This window comes from Rickettsia bellii RML369-C (assembly GCF_000012385.1).
Classification (GTDB): domain Bacteria; phylum Pseudomonadota; class Alphaproteobacteria; order Rickettsiales; family Rickettsiaceae; genus Rickettsia; species Rickettsia bellii.
Map to the genome: position 1 here is coordinate 211,549 of NC_007940.1, position 12,567 is coordinate 224,115.

The following is a 12,567-nucleotide window of genomic DNA, read 5'->3' on the forward strand; positions in this document are numbered from 1 at the left end:
TTTCTGGATTGTCACGCTCCTTGCAGTCGCTCGCAATGACGACTTACCGCCACGGGGTGACAGCGAGAAATAATCTCTACGCAGGAATGGCATAAAAACCAGCTAATTACACTCATATAATTGATTCGTATGCTATGACTATTACTAAAGAAAATTGCTTTTATGTTAAACGCTGAATTAGGCTTTTCAAAAAGCTTATGCGAAGAGGTAGTTAATGCAGTTTTTACTAATATTTTAGATATCGCAAAAGAGCAAAAATTAATTTTAAAAAACTTCGGTAGCTTTGAAGTTAAGCATAAAAATTCTCGTCCTGGAATAAATTTTCATACAAAATCTCAAATCACTATAGAGCCGAAAAATATATTACGTTTTGTCCCCTCTGCTAAGTTAAAAGCTTTGATTAATGAAAATGACTAAAAAAAATATTATTCAGCTAGCGAAATAACCAAGCTTTTAAACATTGCTTTATACCAGTTAAGGTATTTAGAAACAAAAATTCTAGGCTTATCTAATTACAAAATAAAAAATAGTAAATATTACACTGCGAATGATTTTGAATTATTTCAAAAGCACTTAAACATTGATCAAAATATTTCTAGTTCCTTTCCAAATGTTAATATTAATGATAAAATAGATATACTGCTTATTAATTTCAATAATTTATCCCTCCAAATAAAAAAAATCCTTGCCGATGATTTTAGATCGTGTGTATAGTATTACAAATTTTATATTCTAAGCAACTATGACTTTAGAGAAAGCTGTAAAACCTGTAATTATAGGCATATCAGATACTAAATTAACTGATAGAGAAAAAGCATTGTTACATGAGCATAGTCCGCTAGGGATAGCTTTATTTGCACGAAATATCAAAACAGATGAAAAAGGAAAGCAAAATAAAGAAGCCCTTGCTCAGCTTATCACTGATATAAAAGAAATATTGGGGGAAAATTCTATTATTGCTATAGATCAAGAGGGTGGTAGAGTACAAAGGCTTACAAAACCAACTTTCTATAATGCACCTCCTGCTAAAGATTTTGGTGATTTAGCAAAAGATCAAGGGTTAGAAATTGCAATAGAAAAATGTAAACAAAATTACAGTAATATAGGTAAAGAACTTAAAGCACTTGGTATTAATTTAGATTTTGCACCGGTAGGCGATATAAGCCATAAAGGAGCTCATGATGTTATAGGTAATAGAAGTTTTGGTACAGAGCCTGAAATAGTTGTGCCTTTATGTATAGCAGCTTTAGAAGGTTTACAGCAAGAAAAGGTGCAAGGTTGTATAAAACATATGCCGGGGCATGGTAGAGCTAAAGCTGACAGCCATAAAGAATTGCCACAAGTAAACGCTAGCATAGAAGAGTTAAATGAAACAGATTTTAAAGTATTTAAAGAGTTAGCTACTTTTAATAAAATTAAACTTGCCATGACGGCACATATAGTTTACAAGTCTATCGATGCTAATAATCCTGCTACATTATCACCAAAAGTTATTAAATATATTAGAAATGAAATCGGCTATAAAGGTCTTATTATTTCCGATGCAATAGAAATGAAAGCATTAAATGGCGACATGAAAGATATTGCTAAAAAAGCTTTAGAAGCAGGAGTAGATATAGTTTTAGAATGTACTGGTAAGTTAGAAAATATGATTGAAGTATTAGATAGTGTGTCTAAAATATCTATAAATAAATTCGCTGATTTACTACTAAACTAACACGTATAAGTTGCTTTAAGGAAACTATTTTATTAACTTAAGTTAAATTTAATTAAACAATATATTGAAAAAACTTGTTTTTAATATTAATATGTTTTTTGATTTTTAGTTAAAGAATTAATTTTATTAGTTTTCTTAATATTTAGGTATGATAGCCTTATAACTTTAGTTTGAAAGCATTATAAGCTATTTACTAATAATTGAAGTTAAGAAATTCTTTTGTATATTTATTTAGTAAGTGGGAGAAAAGTGCTTGGTTTGCGATATAATTAATATAATTAAAGAGGACTTGCATAAAGCCGACATAGAGAACAAGATATTTATGCGTCTTAAAGAACCTTACTCTGTTCTTAAAAAAATGAAAAGAAAAGAGGTGGCGGTTCATGAATTGAAAGATTTAATTGCATGCAGAATTATTGTTAAGTCTAAGGATCAATGCTATAACACTCTTGATATAATAAAGGATTCCCCGCATCTATCATTATTGCATACCAAAGATTATATTTGTAGACCCAAAAGTAATGGTTACCAATCTATTCACAGTATAATGCAACTTCAATATTCTAAACGTAATTTTGAAATACAAATAAGAAGCGAAAAAATGGATAGAGATGCCGAACTTGGTAGAGCAGCCCATTTAAATTATAAAGCAGAACAAGATAAGCATTTGAAGAAAGTTTTTGATATTGCTAATGACACGATATTATACAGAGCTAGACAAATGGTAGAAAGTTTTAAAGGTCTAGAAGAGCAAATTATAGAATATGAAAAAGAAATTATGCGTGTTTGGCATACTAGATATGATGAAATGCTAAAATGGGAAAGTGGGGCTAAGTTATTAATATTTAGCCAAGAATAAATGTATACTCGTTTAATTTGAAAAATTGGCTACGTCGTTCTACAAGTACTGTGGTGCTCACGTATTAAGTATACGCTTCGCTCCTCGTCTTGTGAACTCCTTGCTCTTTTCCAAATTAAACTTCGTCTACCATATGGCAATCAATAGTACTAGGCAGTTTTAAAAAAGGATTTGTCATTGCAAGAAAGTTATATAATAACCAACGAAGCAATCCAATAAAATGCATAGCATTCATTAGCGGTATATATCATTATCATTTTTCTCGCAATAACTTTTTCCCATCTCCAAAACCACAAAAAATATCATAAATTTTACCCATGAAGGCTTTATTAACAACAATAAAGTTTAATAATTTATTAAGTTAAATTTCGTGATAAAAATATTACATTAGTTAAAACTTTATTAATAAAATATAACGCTTCTTTGTAATTGATTATTACCTATAATATAGTTAATCAGGTAGTTTAGAGGAATTCCTTAACAAGCTTTAGTTTTTTCTGCGTTAGAAAATATGCTTTTTTGTTTAATTCCAAATACTAAATTTTAACTTAAGAAATGGGAAAAAATCATGGATCAAAAACCAAATTTTCTAAAAAGATTAATCTCAAAAAGGTTGATAAAAACAATTTCTACAGCAGCTTTTATTGCGGCTGCCTCAAGTTCCACTATGGGTGCTAGTGTTCAAAAAACTGTTAATGTTCCAACAGCAAGTTTTGGTACTGGAACAGATTGGCTTCCTGCTGTTGCTGTTGGGAACGGTGATTCCCTTTTATATAGTGCACAGGCAATACGATAATAGGTAATGTTAATAATACTGTAACTATCAATAATAATGGCATTAATCCTATTTTACAAATAGGAACTGCTACTGCTGGTAATACTGTTGGAGTTGCAGGGGTTGTAGGTAGTAAGCAATTAACTATCATGATGATGAATGAAGCCTCTAATCTTATTTTAGGACCTAATGGTGTTGCTGCTGGAAATTTTGCTGTTGCTGGTGAAGTTGGTAGTTATGTTGGTTTATTAAATATAAATTTTTCCAATACAAATTCTAATGTTTCAATTGAAACAGATGGCTTTACTTCAGATGTTACTTTTATTAGTAATGGAGGTGTTAATGGTGCTATTACCCTTAATGCAAAAGGAATAACTCTTAATGGTAATATTACAAATCTTAAAGCTATTGATTTAAATAGTAATAACTTAACATTTGGCGGTAATAATATTCAATTATTAGCTAATGGCAGTGCTATAACTTTTAGAGCTAATGAGCAATTAACTCTAACTAGTGCAAGTGATATAGAAATTAATAGTAATATAGCTGTAACTAACGACCAGCAAGGTTCTATAGATGCAAGTGGTTTAGCAAGTGGGCAAGGTTTAGTTATTAAGGGTGATATCGGTAATTATTCAACATCTGTAAGACTTGGACAGTTTAATATTGGTTCATCTGCAACTGATTTTAATGCTGGTAATGCTGCTATTGGTAACTTAATTTTTGGAAATGACGGAATAGCATTATTCGCTCACAATAACTATTTAATAACCAAAACCACAAATGCTAGCGGTCAAGGTACAATAATATTTAGACCTGTAGTTGCTGACAATACAAATCTTGTAGCTGGTACAAATTTGGGTAGTGCAGATAACCCACTTGCAGAAATTAATTTTGCTGCTCCAGCTGGTACTAATACAGATACTATTCTTAACGTTGGTCAAGGCGTTAACTTATATGCTACTGAAATTACCACTGCAGGTGTTAACACTGGTTCATTTAACTTTAATGGTGGCAGAACAAGTATAGTAAGTGGTACTGTTGGTACAGCTGCTAATAAATTTAACAATATAACATTAACTAATAATACTACTGTTAAATTCACAGATGATGTTATTTCTAATGGTGCTACTACAATCGGTGGTAATTCTACCTTGCAAATTGCCAATGATTATATTACCGATTCTATCCAAGGTAATGCTGCGGGTGGTACAGGTACATTACAATTTGTTAATACTAAGGGTATTCTTGTAACGTTAAAAGGTAATCCTAATCCTGATAACGCTTTAGCAGCATTACAAGTTTCAGGTAGTGCTGATGTAGCTATAGATGGTAGCGTAAATATTAACGGTGAAATCAATCTTGGTGCAAATGTTTTAGGATTTACTGATGGTATTTCGACATGGGGAAATGATACGACTATTTCTACTACTTTGACATCAGATGAAGTTATGGGTAATATCGTTATCAGTGGTGCAGCAGAAGTTAAGATTGCAGGATTGAAAACCATTAAGGTACAAGATAATGCGAGTATAGACTTTATCGGTACGAAAACCTATACTTTAATCCAAGGTGACATTAGTGCTGATAATGGTATTGATCCTAATGTAGTTGGAACTAATCGTTATGTAATTTATGGTTTAAGCGGTAATACTGAAGCATTAGTAACACGTACCATTGATATCAATAATATAGAAAATATACTTAATAATGATATTAGCGGTAATGGTAATCCAGTTATACGTCATAACCTTGTAACATTCTTAAATCCAAATAATACTGGTAATGCTGAACAAGCATATAACAATATCCTTTTAGCACAGAATACTAATGATGCAGCTACGTCGTTTGCTGCTACTCTTACCGATACAAGCACATCTGTTAATAATATAAACATAAATGTAGCGAAAGAAGAGCAGGGTTTAATTGGTTATAGATTAGATGAGCTTAGATATCTTTGTAATCCTGAAAGTGATAAAATGGCATCAAGTGAAGGCGGTGTCGCTGCGGGTGATGAACCTATTGACAATGTAGCTTATGGTGTATGGTTTAAACCTTTATATGTAGATACGCATCAAAGTGAGAAAGGTGGTGTAGCAGGTTACAAAGCTAAAACTGTTGGTACTGTAATCGGTTTAGATACTCTAGCTAATGATAATTTAATGATAGGTGCTGCTATTGGTCTTGCTAAAACTGATGTAAAACACCAAAATTATAAAAGAGGTGACAAAACCACTATTGATAGCTTATCATTCTCTCTATATGGTGCACAGCAACTTGTTGCTAACTTCTTTGTCCATGGTAATGCAATATTAAGCGTAAACCAGGTAAAGAATAGAAGCCAGCGTTATGTATTCGATAAGAACGGAAATAGAAGTACCCAAATTGCTTCTGCTAATTATAGCAATATGACATTTGGTGGTAATTTTATGGTAGGTTATGATGCTAGTTTAATGGATGGTTTATTAGTCACTCCAATGGCGGGTCTTAGTTACTTAAAATCATCAGATGAAAGCTATAAAGAAAGCGGTACAACATTTGCAAACAGACAAGTTTATAGTAAGTTTAGCGATAGAACTGATTTCATAGGCGGTGCTAAATTAATGGGTTACACCATAAATCTAGCCGATCTTATAGTATATCCAGAAGCTCACGCTTTTGTGATTCAGAAAATAGGTGGTAGATTATCTAAAACACAGTATCAGTTAGAAGGACAAGTAAATCCATATATTACTCCATCAGATAAAACAGCCAGAACAACTTACAATCTAGGTTTAAGTGGAACAATAAGACCAGATACTAAAATGGAATACGGAATCGGTTACGATTTAAACATTGCAAAAAAGTTTATTTCGCACCAGGGTACTGTTAAAGTCCGCCTAAACTTCTAGTATAATCAATTGATCCTCAATTGGTGCTTCGTTGTTCGTCGGCTCGCCTATTATTATAGGCGTCGCTCCTCACGCCTGTCACCAAATGAGGCTGAATTGATTATATAAACTACTGCTTATATATTTTTTAGAAAAAGTCCTCTTTGAAAAAAGGGGGCTTTTTTATTTAAAATAATTTTAAAAGAAGTGTATAATGATACGAAGAAACATAATTTTTTAGTATGATTAAACTTCTATATCCTAAATTTTGGCAAAAGCGAAATATTATAGCTTATATATTATTCCCTATAAGTTGGATATATCAATTTCTAGGATTTTTGCGGCATGTTTTTGCACGTCCCGTTATATTACCTGCTAAAGTTATTTGTGTCGGTAATTGCAGCGTAGGCGGTACTGGTAAAACGCAGATAGTTATGTATCTAGCTAATTTACTGAAGACCCAAAATATAGATTTTGTTATAGTCACTAAAGCTTATGGTAGTAACCTTAAAGAAGCAACTATTGTAAAAGCAGAGCATAGCACTCTAGAAGTAGGGGATGAGTCTGTAATACTTGCAAAGCACGGCACAGTTATTGCTACTAAAAATATTAAGCAAATTTTACCTCTAATTCATGAACTTAAGCCAAGTATAATAATAGTTGATGACTTTCTACAAAATCCTTATTTTCATAAAGATATCACTATAGTTTCTGTAGATAGACAAAGGCTTTTCGGGAATGGATTTTTAATTCCTGCAGGTCCATTACGGGAATATCCAAATAGAGCTTTAAGTGCTGCTGATTTAGTTTTTTTAGTGGGTAATAATTCTGGTGGAATACCAGTTAGTTTAGCTTCTTATGCCAATAAGTTAATACAAGCACAAATAGTAGCTTCAAGCGATATAGACAAAAATAAAAATTATTTTGCTTTTAGCGGTATAGGTAATCCTGAACGTTTCTTTCTTACCTTAAAAAATTATGGTTTGAATATAGTAGGGTATAAAATATTTCCTGATCATTATAATTATTTACAAGAAGATTTAGAAAATTTATCTCTACTTGCTAAAACAAATAATGCTACTCTTATCACTACGAGAAAAGATTACGTTAAGATTGGTGATTCGAGTGATATTATTGTATGCTTAGATGTGAAGTTATCTATTAATAATCCTAATTTACTTTATGAAAAAATTTTTAAAAAAGATTAGATATCTAATTGAGTATGCTATTGTTATTATTTTTTTGAAGATAATTGGCATATTTGGTATAGATAAAGCAGCGGATATTTGCAGTTTTATAGCTCGCAAAATTGGTATATTATTTGCTGTTAATAAAATTGCTAGACGAAATGTTAAAGCTGTTTTTGGTGATGCATTTGATGTAGAAAAAACTATAGACCAGACTTGGGATAATTTCGGTAGGTTCGTAGGCGAGTTTGCTTATATTAATGAAATGGATGAGTTAGAACTAGAACGGCGGATTGAGATAATAGGTTTGGAAAATATTAAAAAGCTAAAAGGGCAGCCTTTTTTGTTTTTTACTGGTCATTTTGCTAATTGGGATATTGCTGTTAAAATTATTCATAAAATTTATCCTAAATTTGCTGTAATCTATCGTAAAGCTAATAATCCTTATGTTAATAAGCTGATTAATGAGAGTCGTGCTAGCTCTAAGCTAAGACTTATTCCTAAAGGACCAGATGGTAGCAGAGCTTTAGTTAGAGCAATTAAAGGGCGTGAATCTATCGCTATGCTTGTTGATCAGAAAATGAATGACGGCATTGAAGTGCCGTTTTTAGGTTATCCTGCCATGACTGCTAACGCTATTGCTAAAATAGCTTTACAGTATGGATATCCGATTGTGCCGTGTCAAATTGTTAGGACTAAAGGTAGTTATTTTAAGCTAATAATCCATCCAAATTTAACATGGGAGCAAACAGGCGATAGTAAAACAGATTGCTATAATATCATGCTTAATATTAACCAAATTTTAGGGGACTGGGTTAAACAAAATCCTAGCCAATGGTTCTGGTTTCATAATAGATGGAAAAAAATATAGTGAATTAAGGGACGCCATTGTGAGCGACTGTAAGAAGCGTGGCTAATCCAGAAAAAATAATAAAAAATGCTATAAGTTAGCATTTCCTTACTAGATTGCTTCGTCAATTACTTCGTAATTTCCTCGCAATGACGGAAAAACCGATCTACGCAGGCAAAGCCCCCATGAAGATAACAGGGGAATTTTATTCACCTTGGTAAAGCCAATTTAACGTTATAGATTAATGGCAATTTAGCTTTAGTATTTCTATACTTCTTGGATGCTGCTCCCCAAATTTTTCTATATGGTGATCTCGGAAATTTTTATAAAAAGATTTTAAAGGTACATGGCAACTTGCTTTAGCAGCGTTTAAATACATGATACTTATTGCGTCTACATTTTTCATATTCTCACGATAATTATTCCAATATATATTTTCTGCAGTAGCATAAGCCGTTATTGCATCTTCATTTTTATTAATTGATGCGAATGCATTTCCCTCAGCTACAAATGCTTTAGCTAAATATATGTCAGGTGAAGCAGCAACATCTTTATTGGATCTATTTGGATCTTTAAGGAAAGCTTCCACAGCTTTTTTAGCATATTCTAAAGCTTCATTATTATTTCCAAGTCCTAGTTTTACTATAGACATTTGGGTATAAATACGTCCAAATATCGGATATTCTTCTTTTTCTTTAGGTTTTTTCATATTATACACCTCTTCTAATAAAGGAAGAGCGTCATTATAATTTTTAAGGTTATTTAATATATCTATTTTAAGCAAATATAAGCCGGTAAGAAATACATCTTGAGGCTTCATGCCGTTATCAATACAAGCATCTATTGTAGCATTAATTTGCTTTAATGCTTCCTCATATTTACCTTGAGCAAGAAATAAGTGAGCTTTTGCATAATCTAATGTTGCAGCGTCTGTTTTATCTATTAGATTTTGATTAAACATATCTTGCATTATCTGGATATTTGCTTCTGCTTCCTTTAGATTTCCTAATTGAACATTAGATATAACTAAACCAAAAACTATATTACTTTTTGAGGTTCCATATTCTTTAACTCCCTCAAATACTTTTTTAGCTTTCATAAAATATTCAATTGCTTCTCTACTTTCCGAGTTCTTTGAATAATACCACCCTATGCGTCCTAAATAAGTAGCATACGCTCCTTTCTCGTCATTATCCATCATCAATAATTTAAAATTATTTTCTTTTTCGTTTTTGTCAAACCAATCAACTAATATTTTACTTCTTGTTAAATCACATGCTGTAACATATTGTATTAATAAGTTTAGTTTTAATTCTAAAATTTTATATATTGAGATATTATAATTTTCTGCATTTTGGGTAATTATTTCAATATTGTCCAACACAGTTTTATTTTTTCTAAAAATATTTCCTTTTATCAAACTTTTAGGGATAGTATTTAAAAGATTGGTGATAAGTTGATAGAGATTTTCTTTATTATCATTTTCATTAATCTGTAATATTTTTTCAACTATAACATCATGCATTTCAAATATTGGATTATTTTCATTTGGCTCAATATTAGTGATTAAAGCAAATTTGGAAATATTATAAATGTCATCATCTAAATGATCTTTATCCGAGGTGATAGAACTTAGAAATTCTTTTGAAAAACTTTGATTGTTAATTAAAGCTATTTCATTTAGTAATTTTTGGGCAGAAGGGCTTAACTCACTAATAGCAAGTGTAATATTTAGTTTAATTTTATCATCAGCTTCTTGTATTTTTTTCTTATATTCGTTTAAACTTAAACCTTGTACCTGATTCAATATTTGCGATCCTTGAACCATAAGAATTGGATAACCTTTAAATTCTTGGACTAAAAATTCTATCGATTCTGGATTATTACTTTCTAAAATATTTTCTACAAGCATTTTAGATTCTTTTTCCTCAAAAGCACTAATTTTTACTATATTCGGCAATGATTCGCTATCTTGAGAACAAAAAAGAATATTGCCGTTATGTTCCCAATTAATAAAATTTGCTACTTTTTTATTCTGTCCTATTTTTAAATTATCAAATACTAGTAACCATCTGTTTTTACTGGTTAAATAGGTCATTAATTCTTTTCTTACTACATTGATATTTTCTGAAACTACCGCAGTATTTGCTTTTATATTAATAGCCTTTGCAAGATTTACTAATTGTCCATCAATATCTAAATTGCAGTCTATAAACCAAATAATATCATAATCAGCCTTATTGTCTTTATCATAAGCATACATCCTAGCAATTTGAGTTTTTCCCATGCCGCTGACACCTACCAAACTAGATTGTTTATATTTGATTAAGTTACTTTTAATCTTTTTTAGTTGTGATATATGATCTATAAAATAACTGACAGGTGTAACAAGATTAGATATTTGTTCCCTTGCAAATATATTATTGCTCATTAACAATATGATGATTATTGATATATATTTTTTCATAGTATTTTTGCTAATTATAATCCTTAGATGTAAAGGTTTAGGATTTTTTCGATCAAAAGTCAATAGAATTTTATTATGAAATGAAAAAGATGAATATTTTAGATTAAGATTTACGGCAGTTAAATATAAAATCAAACGGATTTATTGGTTTATTATCTAATATAATTTCGAAATGTAGATGTTCACCTGTAGCATTACCGGTCTTTCCTTGAGTGCCTATAAATTGACCACGTGTAACTTTTGTGCCCTCTTTAACATGTATTTCTTTTAAATGAGAATATTTAGTAACAAATTTATGCGAATGTTTAATCTCAATGAAATTTCCATAATCACGTACTCTAGCGGTCTTAATTACTACTCCACTTGCTGATGCATATATCGGTGCTTCTTTTTTTGCTTGTAAATCAATACCATTATGAAAACATTTTTTCTTCCGTTTCTTTTTATGCGGGCTTATTCTATTGCCGTAATGACTAGTGATTTTAGGTTCATATTCCGGCAACATAAGAGGTATTTTAGAAATTATTCTATCAAGCTTTGCTAACTCAGACATATTATTTCTGTGAGTGGTTTTTTTAGCAAAATAACTAGTTTCTGCGTTAGAAAGGAATTTATATTTTGAATTTAATTTCGTAACCAACTCTTTTATTGAAGATATTTTTAAGCCCGCAGTATTATCAAGTTCAGTAGGATTTTTGTTATGGAATTTCTGTAAGAAAATTTTATTTTGTTTAGGATCATTAATTATAACACCTAAATTTTTAGCATATAAACATTTATTGTTTTTATTTGTAAGATTATATTGAACTACTAATTCTGCATGATTTATATTATATTTTTTTTCTAATTGAGAAGAGGTAGTAGAAAGTAGTGTCTTATCCCTAGAGAATTCAAGAGTACTACAGCTTTGAAGAAAAAAAAGGGTAATTAGTAAAAAAATATTTCTTCGGGTAAACATTAAAAGTCAATATAAGTAAATTTCAGATTTAAAGTATAACTTAGATATTTTGTTAACTCTTCTAGTTCCTGTCTAATATTAGGTGGGTTAATCAACATCAATCCACATTTTACCATATTCTTATCACTAGATAAAAGTTCATATTCAATAATTAATGTTTCTTTAAATCCAATAGTTTTATAATTGTGGTAAAAATCACTTACTAGTAACAAATCCTTTATAGGATACCAAATCAAAGTAGAATTATTTAAAGCTGAAACTTTGATTTTTTTCAGTGCAGTAATTAGTTTTTGAAACTCATTCTTTACTTCAAATGGGGGATCAAGAAATATTAATCCTCTATTTTCTTTAAAAGGTAGAAAAGCTTTTATAGCATTATATGCGTCAATGCAGTGTGTATTATTTGGTAATAGCTTTTTTAAATCAAGGTAATCAGCCGGATGGAGTTCACAAGCAATTAAACGATCTTGAGGTCGTAATAATTGTTGAATAATAAAGGGGGAACCTGGATAAAAATTCTGACCTACGGAATTTATTACAGACAGAAATATTTTTAATGAGTTAGGAGTATGATCTAGGGCTTGTAATAATTTACCGATTCCGTTGTTATATTCTAAAGTTTTAGAGGCGGCTTCTGAAGCTAAATCGTATAGTCCAAGCCCTGCAAAAGCATCTAAAACAGCAAAAGGTTTTTCTTTGTTTTTCAGCTGCTCTAAAATCGCAATTAAAACTAGATGCTTAACTATATCGGCAAAATTGCCTGCATGATAAATATGACGGTAGTTCAAAGTTATAGACTATATTTTTATTTTAGTAACTTTTCTGCTTTTTCTGACGAGATGTAATAAATTATATCATATTATAATGTCTTATACAATTAATCA

The 12,567-nt window shown here is 30.7% G+C and carries 10 protein-coding genes and 1 pseudogene; 8 read left to right on the forward strand and 3 right to left on the reverse strand.

Annotated features, from left to right (window positions below; genetic code table 11):
* The first annotated feature begins 134 nt into the window (after window positions 1–134).
* From RBE_RS00945 to RBE_RS00975, 8 genes and pseudogenes are all read left to right on the forward strand, one after another.
* Window positions 135–417: pseudogene (locus tag RBE_RS00945) on the forward strand (HU family DNA-binding protein).
* 24 nt (window positions 418–441) lie between these two features.
* Entirely contained in the window at window positions 442–714 is a 273-nt protein-coding gene (locus RBE_RS09025; RefSeq protein ID WP_081423345.1) for a hypothetical protein, read from the forward strand.
* A 28-nt stretch (window positions 715–742) separates the two neighbouring features.
* Window positions 743–1,717 carry a beta-N-acetylhexosaminidase gene (gene nagZ, locus RBE_RS00950; protein WP_011476877.1) on the forward strand — a complete coding sequence of 325 codons (975 nt, stop codon included), beginning with the start codon at window positions 743–745 and terminating at the stop codon, window positions 1,715–1,717.
* 253 nt (window positions 1,718–1,970) lie between these two features.
* The gene (locus tag RBE_RS00955; protein ID WP_041804603.1) at window positions 1,971–2,576 is read left to right on the forward strand and encodes a guanosine polyphosphate pyrophosphohydrolase; all 606 of its coding nucleotides are present in this window, start codon (window positions 1,971–1,973) and stop codon (window positions 2,574–2,576) included.
* Window positions 2,577–3,144: 568 nt separating this feature from the next.
* On the forward strand, window positions 3,145–3,372 hold the full coding sequence (locus tag RBE_RS00960) for a hypothetical protein (protein WP_041804605.1): 228 nt from the start codon (window positions 3,145–3,147) through the stop codon (window positions 3,370–3,372).
* A 134-nt stretch (window positions 3,373–3,506) separates the two neighbouring features.
* Window positions 3,507–6,242, forward strand: a complete 2,736-nt coding sequence (locus tag RBE_RS00965; RefSeq protein ID WP_410524331.1) for an autotransporter outer membrane beta-barrel domain-containing protein — start codon at window positions 3,507–3,509, stop codon at window positions 6,240–6,242.
* A gap of 221 nt (window positions 6,243–6,463) precedes the next feature.
* Window positions 6,464–7,429 (forward strand): tetraacyldisaccharide 4'-kinase, encoded by a 966-nt coding sequence (gene lpxK, locus RBE_RS00970; RefSeq protein WP_011476880.1) that lies wholly within the window; start codon window positions 6,464–6,466, stop codon window positions 7,427–7,429.
* On the forward strand, window positions 7,404–8,279 hold the full coding sequence (locus RBE_RS00975) for a lipid A biosynthesis lauroyl acyltransferase (protein ID WP_011476881.1): 876 nt from the start codon (window positions 7,404–7,406) through the stop codon (window positions 8,277–8,279). The genes lpxK and RBE_RS00975 overlap by 26 nt, the downstream gene beginning before the upstream one ends.
* Window positions 8,280–8,499: 220 nt before the next feature.
* On the opposite strand, the gene RBE_RS00980 is transcribed toward RBE_RS00975, so the two are convergent.
* The 3 genes from RBE_RS00980 to RBE_RS00990 all read right to left on the reverse strand — a co-directional run bounded on the left by RBE_RS00980 (window position 8,500) and on the right by RBE_RS00990 (window position 12,471).
* Window positions 8,500–10,725: a tetratricopeptide repeat protein gene (locus RBE_RS00980; protein WP_011476882.1), complete on the reverse strand. Its 2,226-nt coding sequence runs from the start codon at window positions 10,723–10,725 to the stop codon at window positions 8,500–8,502.
* 103 nt (window positions 10,726–10,828) lie between these two features.
* Window positions 10,829–11,683, reverse strand: coding sequence for a M23 family metallopeptidase (locus RBE_RS00985; protein WP_011476883.1), 855 nt, complete (start codon window positions 11,681–11,683; stop codon window positions 10,829–10,831).
* Entirely contained in the window at window positions 11,683–12,471 is a 789-nt protein-coding gene (locus RBE_RS00990) for a 23S rRNA (adenine(2030)-N(6))-methyltransferase RlmJ (protein ID WP_011476884.1), read from the reverse strand. Before RBE_RS00990 ends, RBE_RS00985 begins: the two co-directional genes overlap by 1 nt.
* Window positions 12,472–12,567 lie beyond the last annotated feature (96 nt).

Excerpts from the sequence above, each read along its gene's own strand:
- nagZ (WP_011476877.1), top strand. The coding sequence starts at position 743 with ATGACTTTAGAGAAAGCTGTAAAACCTGTAATTATAGGCATATCAGAT.
- RBE_RS00960 (WP_041804605.1), top strand. The coding sequence starts at position 3,145 with ATGGATCAAAAACCAAATTTTCTAAAAAGATTAATCTCAAAAAGGTTG.
- RBE_RS00965 (WP_410524331.1), top strand. The coding sequence starts at position 3,507 with ATGAATGAAGCCTCTAATCTTATTTTAGGACCTAATGGTGTTGCTGCT.
- lpxK (WP_011476880.1), top strand. The coding sequence starts at position 6,464 with ATGATTAAACTTCTATATCCTAAATTTTGGCAAAAGCGAAATATTATA.
- RBE_RS00975 (WP_011476881.1), top strand. The coding sequence starts at position 7,404 with ATGAAAAAATTTTTAAAAAAGATTAGATATCTAATTGAGTATGCTATT.
- RBE_RS00980 (WP_011476882.1), bottom strand. The coding sequence starts at position 10,725 with ATGAAAAAATATATATCAATAATCATCATATTGTTAATGAGCAATAAT.
- RBE_RS00985 (WP_011476883.1), bottom strand. The coding sequence starts at position 11,683 with ATGTTTACCCGAAGAAATATTTTTTTACTAATTACCCTTTTTTTTCTT.